Origin of the sequence: Paenibacillus sp. KS-LC4 (assembly GCF_036894955.1) — a bacterium.
In the GTDB taxonomy this organism is placed as follows: domain Bacteria; phylum Bacillota; class Bacilli; order Paenibacillales; family Paenibacillaceae; genus Pristimantibacillus.
Window position 1 is genome coordinate 278,758 of sequence record NZ_CP145905.1, and the last position, 15,576, is coordinate 294,333.

Below are 15,576 nucleotides of genomic sequence, written 5' to 3' on the forward strand. Positions count from 1 at the left end.
TTTGTTCTTTCGGGAGCAGGGACTATCTTTTTTTATTGCTTCAAACACGAAAAAGGCAAACTCAGGGAAACCTGATGTGCGCAAAGCTATAGGGGCTTCATTCCTAACGGAATATGCTCGCCAGCTGCCGAAGCCCAACATAGCCTCCTTTGCTTGATGAAGGTGTGGCGTGTTCTTCGGACCACGTACCATCATTCGCTCGGGGGAGGAACTAACTATGAAATCGACAAAATTTGCTCTTACACTCCTTATGCTCGCTTCGACATTACTTTGGGCACTCCCTGTTAGCGCACAAACAAACTTTTACAATGGAGCATGGATCGGCACTTGGCCGAACCAAAGCTTGGACAACATTGCTGCCTACGAGCAACTGATCGGTGGCCACCAAGATGTTGTACATACCTTCGTCAATTCGAATCAAGGGATCAATGAGTGGAAGGGCTTTATGGACTATGTAAATAGTAATGGTTCGATTAACCTGCTTACCCTTGAATTTAAAAATAAAAATTACAAAGAATATTCGACTGCTGATATCAATAGAGGCGTAGTGGACGCTTACCTGAAGCAAACAGCTAAACAATTAATGAACTGGCAAGCGGCTAATAAAAACCCTGAAATCTGGCTTCGCCTGTTCCACGAAGGCAACGGCAACTGGTACGGCTGGGGTGTTGGCGACAGCACAGTGAACACGAACGAAACCTACAAAGCGGCATTCCAACGTGTCGTTACTATTTTCAAGGAGCAAGGCGCAACAAACATCAAATTCATGTACAATGTAAACGCTGAAAATGTTGGCAAAAACGCTTCGTTTACAGCGATGTACCCAGGCGATGCTTACGTGGACATGCTCTCGATTGATGGCTACAATTTTGGAACGAAACAATCGTGGAGCTCGTGGAGAACATTTGACGAGGTATTCCATGCTTCTTACCAAGCATTGACAAGCATTTCGAGCAAGCCAATTATTATCGCTGAAACAGGCACAACCGAAAGCGGCGGCAGCAAAAAAGAATGGGTTATTGATGCGATGAACCAAGTGCAATCGCCAGCGTACAGCCAAATTAAAGGCTTGATCTGGTTCAATGAAAACAAAGAGCTCGACTGGCATATTGATTCGTCGGCTGACAGCCTGAGCGCTTACCAAACGCTGCAACAAACACTTTAAGAGATTAGTTTGGTAGTAGAGAACTAGTCCCTAGCCTCCTCTTCTATAAAAAACTAGCTGTTATAGTACCAAATAGGTATTCTGAAAAAACTCTAATTTCGCGTACGTCGCGTAAAATTAGAGTTTTTTCGTTTTTTTTCTACACTTTTGCATAGAAGATTAAGAGGTTTAGAATAAAAATTAACTTTTAAAGGGGCAAGGATTGTGATAAGATAACTTTGAATTTGAGCCTTAGCCGCCAAAAATATCATATTTCCGGCCGATTTAACAAATATCGACAGCAAGAATAGGCAATATCGTCAGTCTATGTTGTAGATAAGTCAGAAAAGGAATGGAATTATGGCGAATAAATAGAGCGCAAAGGATTGGGGTTATTTGAAAACAAAAGCTAGGTACATATTAACAACTGTATCCATTGCTATCATGATCGTGTATCTAGTATGGAGACTTGTACAAACACTACCATCTGGATGGTCATTTATTTTTGGATCTTTGTTACTATTTTTTGAAATTATTTCTATTTTTCAATCCGTTTTATTCCACATTCTTCTGCTAAAACCCACTGAAAGAAAGCCTGCGCCATTACCTGACAACCTTTATTCTGTGGATGTTACAATCGCTACCTACAATGAACCGCCATCCTTGGTTAGAAAAACCATCCTTGCTTGTAAAAATTTAAATTATCCGGAGCATTTATTAAATATTTGGGTATGTGATGACGGAAAACGAGCGGAAATGAGAGAAGTAGCCGAAGGCTTAGGCGTCCATTATCTCGATCGTCCCGGAAATGAGCATGCTAAAGCGGGTAATTTGAATCATGCGCTGACGAAAATGAAGGGCGATTTGCTCCTCACATTGGACGCAGACATGATGCCAAAGCCGGATTTTTTGCAGCGGACGGTAGGTTTTTTTGCAGAGAATGAGAAGCTTGCTTACGTACAAACGCCGCAAGTTTTTTACAACGAAGATATTTTTCAATACAACTACTACCAAGGGCGTAATATTCCGAACGAGCAGGATATGTTTATGCGGCTTGTTCAGTCGGGAAGAGACCGTTTTAATGCTGTTATTTATGTAGGCAGCAACTGTATTTTCCGGCGCAGCGCCATTGATCATATCGGCGGCTTCGTTATTGGCACGATTACCGAGGATTTGGCCACAGGGATGAAGCTTCAATCCAATGGGTTTGATTCTTATTGCTTGAATGAGGTGCTGGCACTTGGACTTACGTCTGAGTCCATATCCGATCAAATTAAACAGCGGGCCCGCTGGGCTAGGGGCACCATACAAACGACGAGGATGTCCAATCCGCTTGAGGCAAAGGGCCTATCGTTAATGCAGCGGCTGCTGTATTTCTCCAACCTGCTGTACTGGTACTTTGGTGTTACACGCTTTATGTACATACTTTCTCCCATGCTCTTCTTGACCTTCGGCGTGGCTATTATTGAAACAAGCTTGCAACAGCTGCTTATCTTCTGGCTGCCCTATTTCTTGTTCTCGGTCACCGTAGTGCCTTATTTAACAAATAAGAAGCTCAATGTGTTCTGGAACAACGTTTACGAGACGGCCATGACGCCAACGCTATTCCTCGCAGCCCTTCAGGAAACCATCTTCCGCAAGGCTATTCCCTTTGAGGTGACGCCGAAAGGCATTTATCAGAACAAAACGTCCATTAATTATCGCTATATGATGCCGTTGCTTGTTCTGCTTGTGCTATCTGTCGTGCTGATGGCGGTCAATGTGGGGCGTATTGCGGGTGCGGGCGAAAATGAATTGCAGTCCATGCTCATTAATTTGTTTTGGCTTGGTTATAACGGAGTGTTTCTTATGCTCGCGCTGCTGCTCGGCTTTGAACGTCCGCGCATGCGGGAGGCGGAGCGCTTCGCCAAGGAGCTGCCGCTCACGCTTCGTTATACGGAGGATGAAGAGCTGAAGATGGAAAACGTCAAGACGCTGGATATTAGCGAGACAGGCTGCCGCATTTACACGGATACGATTTTGCCGCTTCCGGATCGCATAGAGCTGGATATTCCATTATCACAGGATGCTTTACGCGTGACGGCTGAGAAAATATTTTATGACAAGCATGGCTCCGGATACCAGATAGGCTTCAAGCTTCATTGGAGCAGCATTGAAGAGGAGCGCAAATGGCTTGCTGAAGTATATGGCAATGCGGATGAGTTCGTTAAGGGTATTTTTCAGGCGGGCATATGGACTTCCGTAATTCGTTATATTTCTAATTTCAAGTACACCTATAAATCTATAAATCGCAAGTCACCGCGAGTTAGGCTGAAGCGCCGCGCTTCAATCTTGGTCGATCAAGAGGACCGTTATCGGACGCAACTGCTTGATATTAGCTACACGGGCTGCCGAATTGAGCTGCCTCAGAAGGCGGCGATGCATGAAGGCAAGAAGGTCAGGCTGCAAATTATCGGCTCAGCGTTTGAGGCAAACGGGCGTCTTATCCGCGTGGGATGGGCCGGGCGCAATAAGATGACAGCGGCTATTGTCTTCGATGAGGCTTTTGATTTAAGCCTGCTGCTGGGGGAGTCCCGCAGCATACCGCCAAGTAATAAGGAGCTTCGTTCAGGCATTGTGCCAGCAGAGGCGAACTCCAAGTCATAGCAGGCGAGCACGTATGAAAGTCGAGTTATGACGGCGAATGATTGTTTTGCAAGGGGATGAGAGATTTGGAAATACACAGAATAGTTAAGCTGATCATCCGCAGATTGCCGTTTGTCATAATTCCGGCACTGCTGCTGTCAGTCGCAGTAGGCTATGTGAAGATGCAAAGCCCTCCTTCCTATAAGGCAACGGCTGAAGTTTTAATAACCTCACAAGAGACGAGCGATAACTTCACTTCAATTCAAGGCAGTCTCAAGCTGATGGATACGTATAATGTTATTTTGAAAAACCCACTGATTTTGGAGCAGGTAATTGCGGCGCTTGACCTGCCTTACAGCACAGACCAACTGGCTGCCAAAGTTAGCGCGAAAAGCGTCGAGCTATCGCAGGTTATCCGTATTACCGTAACGGATGGTGACCGCAAGCAGGCAGCCTCCATTGCCAACACCGTCGTCAGCGTGTTCCGCTCGCAAAGCTTGGAGCTGTTCAAAATCAACAACATTGTCCTGTTGCATAAGGCAAGCGCGGAAAAGGCGGATTATGTGAGCGCTAATCCATTATTTTATATGCTGCTCTCGTTTGTTGGCGGACTCATTGTGATTTTATGCTTGTGGCTTCTGCTGCATATGATGTCGCGCAAGCTGCAGACAGCAGCCGAGGTGCAAGCGATATTCGCCGAAGTTCCAATGGAAACAACGAAGCTCGCCAGCCGGTTGGAAATAGCTATCCCGTTTTATGGAGGATGGTTGAAGCGCCGTATGGCAGAGGAAGCGAAATCGCGTGCGCTGCGTTACCGCCATGTGATGGAGAAAAGCGGGCAGCGCACATGGGCCTTCGGAACGCTTGACCGTAAAAGTGCATGCGGAAATATCAGCAAGCAGCTGGCGATGAAGCTGTCGGGAGAAAACAAGGTCGCCTGGGTGAGATTTAATCCGAACGGCAAGCTGTCAAGCTCGTCATCGGGCAAAAAGGGCTATGCGGAATGGCCCATTAGCCAAGGCTTTTATGGGAAAATCAAAACCGCTGGAAAGCAGTTGGATTTCATCGAGGTATGTGTAGTAGGCGGCAGTCTTTCCATGAAATCTTCAGCTGAGGAGCTGATGGCAAAGCTTAGGGAGAGCTACGAGGTTGTGATCTGGGATTTGCCTTCTTATGTTCATTGCTCGGAAGCGCAGACGATTGCGGGGCTGGCCGATTGGCATACGCTCGTAATCAAGGAGAACCGGGTACTTGCTCCGGTTGCACAGGAATGGAAAAGCCGTCTCGCGGCAATGGATGTTCAGATAAATAGTATCGTGTTTATTGAAGTGTAATCACGTTTTATCTAACTTGGGGGGGAATTACGATGAAAGTAACTAAAGCGATTATTCCGGCAGCTGGACTTGGAACAAGGTTTTTGCCAGCTACAAAGGCGATGCCGAAAGAGATGCTTCCCGTATTGGACAAACCAACGATTCAATATATTGTAGAAGAGGCCGTAAAATCCGGCATTGAAGAAATTATTATCGTAACAGGCAAAGGCAAACGTTCGATTGAGGATCATTTTGACAATGCGTTTGAGCTGGAAGCGAATTTGCTGAAAAACGAAAAACTGCATTTGCTTGAGAAGGTACAGGAAATTTCCAAAGTCGACATTCACTATATCCGTCAAAAAGAACCAAAAGGTCTCGGCCACGCGATTTGGTGCGCGCGTAAATTTATTGGCAACGAGCCATTTGCCGTATTGCTTGGTGATGATATCGTTAAAGGCGATACGCCATGCACAAAGCAATTAATTGATGCTTTTGAGCAAACGGGTAAATCGGTGATCGGCGTACAGCATGTGCCGGATAAAGAGACGACGCGTTACGGCATTATTGATCCATCCGAGGTAAATGACCGTTTTATTAAAGTGAACAATTTGGTAGAGAAGCCGAAGCTGGGTACAGCCCCTTCCAACTTTGCGATCATGGGACGTTATGTACTGACGCCGGAAGTGTTTAACTTGATTGAGCAGCAAGAGGCTGGAGCAGGTCAGGAAATTCAATTGACCGATGCGTTGCAAAAGCTTAATCAGGCCCAAGATGTGCTCGCTTACCTATTCGAAGGCAGACGTTATGATGTCGGCGAAATTCCAGGCTTTATTTTAACAAATGTAGAGTTTGCACTCGAACGTCAGGAGTTTTCTGCTGATTTAATTAAATCGCTTGAACAGATTTTAAGCCGTGCGAAAAGTGGAGTGAATGCATAATGAAAGTTACGATAATTGGTACAGGCTACGTTGGCCTGGTGAACGGTGCTTGCTTCGCTGAGAAAGGTCATCATGTCATTTGTGCCGACATTAACCAAAATAAAATCGACCAGCTCAACGACGGTCAAATTCCGATCTATGAGCCGGGCCTTGCTGAATTGGTACATGCTAATCGTCAAGCGGGAAGACTTGCTTTCTCCAGCGATGTGGAAGCGGCCGTTAAGGCTTCGGATATTATTTATATTGCAGTAGGCACGCCAATGTCCCCAACCGGCGAAGCGGATTTGACGTACGTTGACGGCGTAGCGGAGACGATTGGGAAGTCGCTGAACGGCTATAAAGTTGTCGTGAACAAAAGCACGGTGCCTGTTGGAACGGGCAAGCGAGTAGAAGCGATCATTCGCCAGCATGTGGGTGCGAGCGGAGCGAGCTTCGATGTCGTTTCTAATCCAGAGTTTTTGCGCGAAGGAACAGCTATTAAGGATTGCATGAATATGGAGCGTGCCGTCATTGGCGCCGAAAGCAAGCAGGCGATGCAGTTGATTCGCGAGCTGCATGAACCATTCAACACCATCATCGTCGAGACGAACATTGAAACGGCTGAAATGATTAAATATGCCAGCAATGCCTTCCTCGCGATGAAAATTTCCTTCATTAATGATATTTCTAATATTTGCGAGCGTGTCGGTGCGAATGTCGTCGATTTGTCTTATGGGCTAGGGCTGGATAGCCGCATTGGAAATAAATTTTTAGATGCCGGAATTGGCTTTGGGGGCTCCTGCTTTCCGAAAGATACGGAGGCACTCATTTCCATTTCCAAAAATGTCGGTTACGAATTTAAGCTGATTGAATCGGTTATTACAACGAATAAAAATCAGCCGATCCATTTTGTGCAAAAAATTGATACGATTGTTGGCTCTGTTGCAGGCAAAAAAATCGCCGTGCTTGGTCTGGCATTTAAGCCGGAAACAGACGATATGCGCTCCGCGCCTTCGATTCCAATCATTCGTGAGCTTATTAACCGCGGTGCTGAGGTGCATGCGTATGATCCGGTAGCGGTTGAACAGGCGAAGCTGGTCATTGGCGCAGATGTTGCTTATTCCGATGATCTGCTGCAAACGGTCGACGGCTGCGATGCATGCGTGATTTTGACCGAATGGCCGCAGGTCGTGAAGATGGATTTGGATGAAGTGAAGAAGCGGCTTAAGCAGCCGATACTGATTGACGGACGCAACATATTTGATTTGGCAGAGATGGAGAAGCGGCAGTTCGTCTATGCTTCCATCGGACGCCCGGATATTAACGCTTATGCCAGCCAACTCGGATAATCATGTGTCGGAGGCCGGCTTGACCCGCAGAACCCGCAAGGGCTTTCTGTGGGCATTCACGGGAACCGGATTGCAAAATGTCATTCAGATGGTCGTCCTGATGGTCCTTGCCCGCTTCGTCGGTGCCGAGGAGTTTGGACTCATTAATTTGGCGCTCGTCATCGTCAGCTTCTCGACCTTGTTTGCCAGTATTGGCGTAGGTCCGGCTATTGTTCAGCGTAAGGAAATTCAGACGGTGGACTTGCAGGTTTCCTTCTTTATTTCTTCCATACTTGGCACCCTGGTGGCAGCCGCACTGTGGCTGTCCTCTGAGCTGCTGGCGGATTTTTTCAAAATGCCGCAGCTTGCAGCCGTGCTGGGCATATTGGCACTCGTGTTTCCGCTCAATGGCGTTGCCATTGTTTCTGAAGCTTTGCTGCAACGGGAGCTGAAGTTCCGTCAGCTATCGCTGTCGCAAATCGTATCTTATACGGCGGGCTATGGCATCGTCGGCATTACGCTCGGCGTGTATGGCTATGGCATATGGGCGCTGTTAACCGCTCATTTGGTGCAGACGGCTATTCGTTTTACGATGCTCATTGCCGCGCAGCCGCCTCGGTTTCTGCGGGAAAAGGCGAGTGGACATGTACAAGCTGCGAAATCGCTGCTGCGGTTCGGCGGTGGCGCAACCATCGACAGCTTAAGCAATTATTTAGCGGTCCAGAGCGACAATTTAATCATTGGCCGCGGGCTCGGAGCAGCCGCGCTGGGCATGTACGGCAGAGCCTATCAGCTGGCGGTGCTTCCTGCTACGCTGCTTGGACAAGTGCTTGATAAAGTGTTGTTTTCTTCAATGTCCAAGCTCCAGGATGATCTTCAGCAGCTAAAAGCTTCTTATATAAGAAGTATTTCTTATACATCCTTGCTTGTTGCTCCTATTAGCGTCATCTGTTACCTGCTGGCTTCCGAGATTGTTGCTGTGGTTCTGGGAAGCGGGTGGACAGAGGTCGTTTTGCCATTCCAAATTTTATGTATGGGCATGTTATTCCGTACGACTTACAAGATCAGTAATTCTCTTGTACTGGCAAGAGGATATGTGTACAAACGGGCTTCGCGCCAGGTGCTCTATGTTCTGTTCGTTATTGCGGGCGCATTGATTGGTATGCACTGGGGCTTGTCTGGGGCCGCTTTCGGCGTTTTGATTGCCATAAGCTTGCACTACTTCAATATGCTTTACTTGTGTAAAACGATTTTGTCGTGTACGTGGCGTGAGCTGGGCAAAGCGCATTTGCCGGCGCTGCTCGGCAGTGTGTGGATGCTGATTGGCTTATATACCGTGACGGAACTGTTCAGGCCGCTTGGCTGGATCAGCTTCGTAAACCTTGTGGGATTCGGCAGCTTCGCGATTGTCTGGTTTACAATCGTCGTGCTGTTGTTCCCTGGTGTGATGGTACATACGAGCAGAACGGCACTCCGCGGTAAAATGCAGCAGGTGCTGCGCAAGGTGCGTAGAAAACGGCAAGCTTAAATTTTCAGGCAAAAGGTGGTTTTACGATGGTTCAACATAAGGTGGTTCATATGACAACGGTGCACCATCCGATGGATACCCGCATTTTCCATAAAGAATGTGCCTCGCTCGCGAATGCGGCCTATGATGTGACGCTGATTGCGACGGACCATCCGGATCTGGACCGAGTAAAGCCAGCTTTCAAGCTGATCAAGCTTAAGAAAGCAGCGAACCGCTGGGTTCGTATGACGAAAAATAGCTGGCAGGCTTACCGGCTCGCGAAGCAGCTTGAGGCGGATGTGTATCATTTTCATGATCCCGAGCTGATTTGGGTAGGCTGGCTGCTCAAAAATAAATCCAATCATGTCATTTATGACATCCACGAGGATTACGAAACAGGCATTCGCCAAAAAAAATATTTGCCGGTGTGGGCTAGAAATACACTTGCGGGCATTTATCGCCTTGTAGAGAAGCTCTGCATCAACCAGTTCGAAATTGTGCTGGCAGAAAAATATTATCGGGATAAGTATTTGCGCGGCGTAGATGTGCTGAACTATCCGATTTTACAGCCGATGGAGGATAAGCCTGCTGCAAGTGAGGAAGCAAGCGCAGCGCAGCACAATGATGCCATTCATCTGCTCTACACGGGCAACGTCACGCTGGATCGCGGCTCTGAGCTTCATGCTCAGATAGCGAAGCTGGACAAGCGTATTCACGTGCATTATGTTGGCAAATGCGCGCAGTCGATAGCGGACCGGGTTGCAGAAGCTGCCGGGGAAGCAGCGGCTCGCGTAACGATTGACGGCGTGGAGAAGTTTATTGCACGCGATGCGATTGATGCCTATTATGCCGAGAGCCGCTGGCTCGCTGGTCTCGCGCTCTTCCCGCCGACTGAGCATTATGCGAAGAAGGAGCTGACGAAGTTTTTTGAGTATATGAATGCGGGGCTTCCGATTATTTGCTCGAATTTCCCAAGCTGGGAAGCGTTCGTCAAGCTTCATGAGTGCGGTATTGCAGTTGATCCTCACGATGGACAGGCGGTGCTGCGGGCGATTAATGAACTTAAGAAAGATCCGGAAAAAGCGGCGAGAATGGGGCGCAACGGAAGGCGAGCCGTACGCGAGGAACTGAACTGGGTGCATGAAGAGAACAAGCTGCTTGGTTTCTACTCGCGGCTGCTGACCAAATAGAGTCTACAATTATAGTGAGTTGGTATAGGAGGAGAGAAGAGAGATGTGGAAAAAAAGAATTCCACTCTTATTATTCGTTGATATTATTACGTGTACGCTCATTACGTTTATCGGATTCGCTTTGATTTATGAAGGCGAAGGAGCGAGCTACTGGCATGCGGTGCTTATTTTCGCACCTGTCCTGTCAGCATCAACGATTTTATTCATGCTTCGTTACAATTTGTACCAGCGCATATGGAAGTATTCGAGCGTCGGCGAGCTTGTGTCTATTTTCAAAGCGGTTTCGTTAGGCGTTATCGTCAGCGGATTGTTGTTTAGCGTTCTGAAGTGGGAGTGGGTGGATCTCGCGCTGCTGCTGTTCATTTTCCAGTCCTCGCTAATCGTCAAGGGCAGCACGCGCTTTGCGCTGCGTCTTAAGAGCGACACCTACAACAAAAAAGGCACCGGCGACCTCAAAGTATTGATTATCGGCGCAGGCGATTGCGGCTCGATGGTGGCCAAGGAAATCAAGCAAAACAAATACATCAACAACAGCTATCCGGTCGGTTTCATTGATGATGATGAGCAGAAGCGGGGCAACCGCGTAGGCGGACTCCGTGTACTGGGCAATCGTAATGATATCTCCAGCGTTGTGGAGAAGCATGAGATCAACCACATCATTATTGCGCTTCCCGCAGCAAGCAAAAAGGATATTTCCGAGATTATCAATCTCTGCAAGGAAACAGGCTGCGAGCTTAAGATTGTGCCGCGGCTGGATGACATTATTCTCGGCAAGGTGACGGCATCCTCGATTCGCAACGTCGAAGTAGAAGATTTACTTGGCAGAAGCCCGGTAGCTATCGACCTTGAGGGCATTGCGAATTATGTGGAGGGCAAGGTTGTATTGGTGACGGGAGCGGGCGGCTCCATTGGCTCCGAGCTATGCCGCCAAATTGCTCCGTTTAAGCCAGGCAAGCTGCTGCTGCTCGGTCATGGGGAAAACAGCATCTATCAAATTGATATGGAGCTGAGCAAGACCTTTAAGGAATTAAAGACGGAGGCGATTATCGCCGATGTGCAAGACCGTGAAACGCTGTTCGCGCTGTTTGGCGAATACAGTCCCCAAGTGGTGTTCCATGCTGCTGCCCACAAGCACGTTCCTTTAATGGAGCGCAACCCAAGACAGGCGGTTATGAACAATATTATCGGTACGAAAAATGTGGCCGAAGCCTGCGACCAGCATGGCGTAGAACGCTTTGTGCTCATCTCGACGGACAAGGCGGTTAATCCGACAAGTGTGATGGGGGCGACGAAGCGCGTAGCGGAAATTATCGTGCAGTCGATCAGCTTTTATAGCAATACGAAATTTGCAGCTGTGCGCTTTGGCAACGTGTTGGGAAGTCGGGGCAGCGTTATTCCGCTGTTCAAGGCACAGATTGCCGAGGGCGGCCCGGTTACCGTAACCGACCCGGAGATGATCCGTTATTTTATGACGATACCGGAAGCTTCCCAACTTGTCGTGCAAGCAGGCGCCTTCGCCAAGGGCGGCGAGGTGTTCATACTCGATATGGACAAGCCTGTCAAAATTTACGAGCTGGCCAAGGACTTGATTCGGTTATCCGGCTTCGAGCCGTATCGCGATATTGACATTAAATTCACCGGCCTGCGTCCGGGCGAGAAAATGTATGAAGAGCTGCTGACCGATGCTGAAGGCGTGTCGGCTACGCTGAACAACCGCATTTTCATCGGCAAGCCGATGGCGCAGGATGTTGAGCCGGTCATGCTGGAGCTTCAGCATTTGGAGGGCATTATACGTTCTGATTTGTCGGAGGTTAAAGCCTTCGTGAAGCGGACGATCACATCCCGCAGCCGCAATGCCGTATAGCTTTATTGCATACGATTATTTAAGAAAAGAGAGGGTGGTCGCTGATGTTAAAAGCAAATGCATTTGGGGCCACGCTCTTTCCTGGCGCTGGGCGGAAGTGGGGCGCGCTTGCTGCCCCGTTTGCGATTCTCGCGTCAGGGGAATTTCTGCTAGGCGTATTTTTATTATCCGGCTATATTAAATCGGGCATATCGTTTCCTGTGGACTTAACCTTTTTTCTAATGGCTGTCACGCTGTTTCTTTATTTTATCCGCCTTATGCAATCCCAAGAGCTGCCGAAGCCGGCGCTAATCCCGCTGCTGCTATTCGTGCTGCTGCTTGGCTACATGCTGTTCAGCTTTTCTTATTCAACAAGCTATTCATTTGCAATTCAGAAAACATCCCGCTTCATGCTGCTGACCGCCTGGTCCTTCATCGGGCCTTTTTTGCTTATTCGTGATAAAAAAGGGCTGGAGCGATTTTTCGTCGGCATTATTGCCGTCTCCTCGCTGATGACCTTCTATTGCTTGCAGACGTTTTTGGAGAAGCTGCAAGCTGGTCAATTCATCGGGCAGATTGAGGTGCTGGGCTCGGATTATCTCTCGCTGGGACGAACGAATGGCATCGCGGTTATCGCCTTGATCGGTTTATATTTATACAATCCGCTGCTGCGGACACCAGCCAAAATTGTCGCCAGCCTATTTCTGGCGTTGACCTTTCTATCGGTTGCTGTCAGCGGCGCCCGGACGCCGCTTATTACATTGGTCGGAACGATCGTGCTGATCATGCTCCTGTCCGTGAAAGTGAACCGGGGCAAAATCACCTTCTCCAAAGGAGTAGGCTCGCTTTTTTTTATTATTTTTCTGCTCGCGTTGCTCGCAGTGCCACTCGTGGCTTCTGGCGTGATGGATACGTTTATTTACCGAATCTCGGTGCTGTTTAATCAGCCGGGGGGCGGAGAGTCGGCGGAGGGACGAGTCGAGCGCTATGCGGTGGCATGGCAAATGATTCAGGATCATTTTTTCTTCGGCGGCGGCATTGGCAGCTTTACGATAGCGTTCGCCCATGAGGATGTTTCGAACTATCCGCATAATATTTTTCTGGAGCTGTGGAGCGAGCTGGGACTTGCGGGCGTATTGCTGTTTCTGGCGATACTTTGGGGAGCGATTCGAGCAGCTGCCCAATTTATTTCCGGAAAAATGACAGACCGCTTCACTTTGGTTACTGTTTTCTCGGTCATCTTCCTATTCCTAAACGCTAATGTTTCTGGCGATTTGAATGAAAATCGCTTGTTGTTCTGCTATGTGGCGATAGCCTGGCTGCTGCCCTATGCAACGCTGCAAGAGCGCAAGCCGCTGAGCTTTCTCAAAAAGTAGGCGGCCGCCTGGCCTGCGCCTGCGCTGCAAGTTCTCTATTGATAAGCTGGAGGGATATTCGTGTCTAATCTGATGGACCCGGTCGTTACGATTGTAACGCCGTCCTACAACTGCTCGCGTTTTATAAAGGAAACGATTGCTTCGGTGAAAGCCCAGACGTTTGAGGATTGGGAAATGATTATTGTGGATGATTGCTCCACGGACAATTCCTGCGAAATTATTGAAGCGGAAGCTGCGCTCGACAGCCGGATTAAGCTGCATCGCTTGCAGAAGAACAGTGGAGCGGCGGTTGCCCGCAATACCGCGATCAATATGTCGCGTGGCCGTTACCTCGCCTTTCTGGACAGCGATGATTTGTGGCTCCCGACGAAGCTAACGCTACAGCTTGATTTTATGCGAACGCAGGATATCGGCTTCTCCTTCACGAGCTATCGTGTCATGTCAGAGGAAGGGGAACTTACAGAGCGAGTAATCGGAGTGGTTCCTTCTATTAATTACGATACGCTATTGAAAAATACGATTATCGGCTGCCTTACCGTCATGCTCGATCGACATAAGCTTGGTCAGGTGCAAATGCCGAACATTCGGGCGAAGCAGGACACGGGCATGTGGCTGTCGATTTTGAAAAAAGGGCATTTGGCCTACGGCTTGCCCGTCGAGCTGAGCTATTATCGTCTCGTGAAAGGCTCGATATCGAACAATAAAATAAAAGCCGTATACAAGATGTGGCGCTTGTACCGTGATGTTGAGAAGCTTAATCCGTTTACAGCTTTTTGGTGCCTGATAAATTACGTTAAGAACGCCGTGTTTAAGAGATTGTAGAGATAGAGGCTATATAGTGTGGGGAGGAGCGAGAACGCATGTACAATCAATTTGGGAAAAGAGCCTTCGATTTTATTTCTGCTGGCATCGCGCTAATCGCCTTCAGCCCGGTCATGCTGGTGGTGGCGATTTTAATCAAGCTGGAATCACGGGGTCCCGTGTTTTTCGTCCAGCAGCGGATGGGGCAAAATAACCAGCTGTTCGCGATTTACAAGTTCCGCAGCATGCGGACGGATACGCCGAACGTAGCAACGGATTTGCTGCAAGACCCAGCATCCTACATAACGAAGACGGGAAGATTTTTGCGAAAATCAAGCCTCGACGAGCTGCCTCAGCTTATTAATGTCGTGAAGGGGGAAATGTCAGTCGTTGGCCCAAGGCCTGCGCTGTACAATCAATATTCTCTGATTGAGATGCGAAATAACCGTAAAATCAATGATATTAAGCCAGGCTTGACGGGCTATGCCCAAGTATCGGGCCGGGATTCGATCTCCGATGACGAGAAGGTCCGTCTGGACGAGCATTATTTGCAGCAGATGTCCTTCGGCTTTGACATTAAAATTATTTTTATCACGATTTTCAAAGTTTTTAAAGCAAGTGATATTAAAGCTTAAGGCAGGAGGCAAAAGCAATGATTCTGGTAACGGGCATAACAGGACTGACGGGGCGATTTCTATATGAGCAGCTTCAACGGGATTTCAATCGCGATCAAATATGCTACATGATCAGGGAATCAAGCGACGTATCCTGGATGAAGGATGGCGAGCATTACGTCTACGGCAATTTGCGCGATGCAGACGATGTGTTGAAGGCTCTTGGCCGTGAGGGTATAACGGAGGTGCTGCATCTGGCGCCGCGAAATCAACTGAAAAATGTGCTCGATGCCTGCCTTCAGCATGGGATTCAACGCCTTTATTACGTGAACAGCACAGGCATATACAGCAAGTTCAAGAGCTCATCGCATATTGATTTACAAAATGAACAGCTTCTGCGTGCCAGCGGTCTGACCTATACGATTATTCGTCCGTCGATGATTTGCGGCAATCATCAGGATGGCAACATCCATATGCTCGTTAAAATCATGAATCGTTTTCCCGTTTATCCGATTTTGGGAGCGGGAGATGGCCTGATGCATCCGATTTATGCCAATGATCTGGCGAAGGTGCTCGTTTCCATGCTGAACCGCGAGGAGCTGACGCGAGGTCAGGAATATGATGTGGCGGGCAAAGCGCCGCTGAAATACAAGGAGCTGCTTAGTCTGATCGCTGGGGCGATGGGCAAAAAAATGGTATTTCTGCACATCCCTTATAAGCTTGCTTTGCTCGCAGGCCGAATCGGAGAAAAAATACCTAATCGAATCATTAATTATGAGAAGGTTCTCCGCCTGAATGAGGATAAAAACTTTGACTACTCCAAGGCGGCGAAGGAGCTGGATTTCAAGCCGATTGGCTTCGATGAAACCATCAAGCTGGAAGTTGCAGCGCTGCGCAAGCATGGGACGATATAATGAG

12 protein-coding genes and 1 riboswitch are annotated in these 15,576 nt (G+C 48.3%); all 12 genes read left to right on the forward strand.

Features of this window, described 5'->3' with window-relative positions; translation table 11 throughout:
- Positions 1 to 44 precede the first annotated feature (44 nt).
- Positions 45 to 132, forward strand: a riboswitch (cyclic di-GMP riboswitch).
- Between the two features lie 85 nt (positions 133 to 217).
- The gene (locus V5J77_RS01235) at positions 218 to 1,165 is read left to right on the forward strand and encodes a glycosyl hydrolase (protein ID WP_338553992.1); all 948 of its coding nucleotides are present in this window, start codon (positions 218 to 220) and stop codon (positions 1,163 to 1,165) included.
- A 423-nt stretch (positions 1,166 to 1,588) separates the two neighbouring features.
- Positions 1,589 to 3,790, forward strand: coding sequence for a glycosyltransferase (locus tag V5J77_RS01240; RefSeq protein ID WP_338556497.1), 2,202 nt, complete (start codon positions 1,589 to 1,591; stop codon positions 3,788 to 3,790).
- Between the two features lie 65 nt (positions 3,791 to 3,855).
- On the forward strand, positions 3,856 to 5,103 hold the full coding sequence (locus V5J77_RS01245) for a Wzz/FepE/Etk N-terminal domain-containing protein (RefSeq protein WP_338553993.1): 1,248 nt from the start codon (positions 3,856 to 3,858) through the stop codon (positions 5,101 to 5,103).
- Between the two features lie 32 nt (positions 5,104 to 5,135).
- Complete coding sequence (gene galU, locus V5J77_RS01250) at positions 5,136 to 6,020, forward strand: UTP--glucose-1-phosphate uridylyltransferase GalU (protein ID WP_338553995.1); 885 nt, start codon at positions 5,136 to 5,138, stop codon at positions 6,018 to 6,020.
- Positions 6,020 to 7,348 carry a UDP-glucose/GDP-mannose dehydrogenase family protein gene (locus V5J77_RS01255; protein ID WP_338553997.1) on the forward strand — a complete coding sequence of 443 codons (1,329 nt, stop codon included), beginning with the start codon at positions 6,020 to 6,022 and terminating at the stop codon, positions 7,346 to 7,348. The genes galU and V5J77_RS01255 overlap by 1 nt, the downstream gene beginning before the upstream one ends.
- Entirely contained in the window at positions 7,296 to 8,855 is a 1,560-nt protein-coding gene (locus tag V5J77_RS01260; RefSeq protein WP_338553998.1) for a lipopolysaccharide biosynthesis protein, read from the forward strand. The genes V5J77_RS01255 and V5J77_RS01260 overlap by 53 nt, the downstream gene beginning before the upstream one ends.
- Positions 8,856 to 8,881: 26 nt before the next feature.
- Positions 8,882 to 10,024 carry a glycosyltransferase gene (locus V5J77_RS01265; protein ID WP_338553999.1) on the forward strand — a complete coding sequence of 381 codons (1,143 nt, stop codon included), beginning with the start codon at positions 8,882 to 8,884 and terminating at the stop codon, positions 10,022 to 10,024.
- A gap of 43 nt (positions 10,025 to 10,067) precedes the next feature.
- Positions 10,068 to 11,888 (forward strand): nucleoside-diphosphate sugar epimerase/dehydratase, encoded by a 1,821-nt coding sequence (locus tag V5J77_RS01270; protein ID WP_338554000.1) that lies wholly within the window; start codon positions 10,068 to 10,070, stop codon positions 11,886 to 11,888.
- A 44-nt stretch (positions 11,889 to 11,932) separates the two neighbouring features.
- A complete protein-coding gene (locus V5J77_RS01275) occupies positions 11,933 to 13,243 on the forward strand; it encodes an O-antigen ligase family protein (RefSeq protein WP_338554001.1) in 1,311 nt (436 codons plus the stop codon).
- 72 nt (positions 13,244 to 13,315) lie between these two features.
- The gene (locus tag V5J77_RS01280) at positions 13,316 to 14,065 is read left to right on the forward strand and encodes a glycosyltransferase family 2 protein (RefSeq protein ID WP_338556499.1); all 750 of its coding nucleotides are present in this window, start codon (positions 13,316 to 13,318) and stop codon (positions 14,063 to 14,065) included.
- A gap of 38 nt (positions 14,066 to 14,103) precedes the next feature.
- Positions 14,104 to 14,679, forward strand: coding sequence for a sugar transferase (locus V5J77_RS01285; protein ID WP_338554002.1), 576 nt, complete (start codon positions 14,104 to 14,106; stop codon positions 14,677 to 14,679).
- A gap of 17 nt (positions 14,680 to 14,696) precedes the next feature.
- Positions 14,697 to 15,572, forward strand: coding sequence for an NAD-dependent epimerase/dehydratase family protein (locus V5J77_RS01290; protein ID WP_338554003.1), 876 nt, complete (start codon positions 14,697 to 14,699; stop codon positions 15,570 to 15,572).
- Positions 15,573 to 15,576: the final 4 nt, after the last annotated feature.

What these genes read in the sequence shown, in the direction of transcription:
- V5J77_RS01235 (WP_338553992.1), top strand. Translation starts at nt 218, where the DNA reads ATGAAATCGACAAAATTTGCTCTTACACTCCTTATGCTCGCTTCGACA.
- V5J77_RS01240 (WP_338556497.1), top strand. Translation starts at nt 1,589, where the DNA reads ATGATCGTGTATCTAGTATGGAGACTTGTACAAACACTACCATCTGGA.
- galU (WP_338553995.1), top strand. Translation starts at nt 5,136, where the DNA reads ATGAAAGTAACTAAAGCGATTATTCCGGCAGCTGGACTTGGAACAAGG.
- V5J77_RS01255 (WP_338553997.1), top strand. Translation starts at nt 6,020, where the DNA reads ATGAAAGTTACGATAATTGGTACAGGCTACGTTGGCCTGGTGAACGGT.
- V5J77_RS01260 (WP_338553998.1), top strand. Translation starts at nt 7,296, where the DNA reads ATGCTTCCATCGGACGCCCGGATATTAACGCTTATGCCAGCCAACTCG.
- V5J77_RS01265 (WP_338553999.1), top strand. Translation starts at nt 8,882, where the DNA reads ATGGTTCAACATAAGGTGGTTCATATGACAACGGTGCACCATCCGATG.
- V5J77_RS01270 (WP_338554000.1), top strand. Translation starts at nt 10,068, where the DNA reads ATGTGGAAAAAAAGAATTCCACTCTTATTATTCGTTGATATTATTACG.
- V5J77_RS01275 (WP_338554001.1), top strand. Translation starts at nt 11,933, where the DNA reads ATGTTAAAAGCAAATGCATTTGGGGCCACGCTCTTTCCTGGCGCTGGG.
- V5J77_RS01280 (WP_338556499.1), top strand. Translation starts at nt 13,316, where the DNA reads ATGGACCCGGTCGTTACGATTGTAACGCCGTCCTACAACTGCTCGCGT.
- V5J77_RS01285 (WP_338554002.1), top strand. Translation starts at nt 14,104, where the DNA reads ATGTACAATCAATTTGGGAAAAGAGCCTTCGATTTTATTTCTGCTGGC.
- V5J77_RS01290 (WP_338554003.1), top strand. Translation starts at nt 14,697, where the DNA reads ATGATTCTGGTAACGGGCATAACAGGACTGACGGGGCGATTTCTATAT.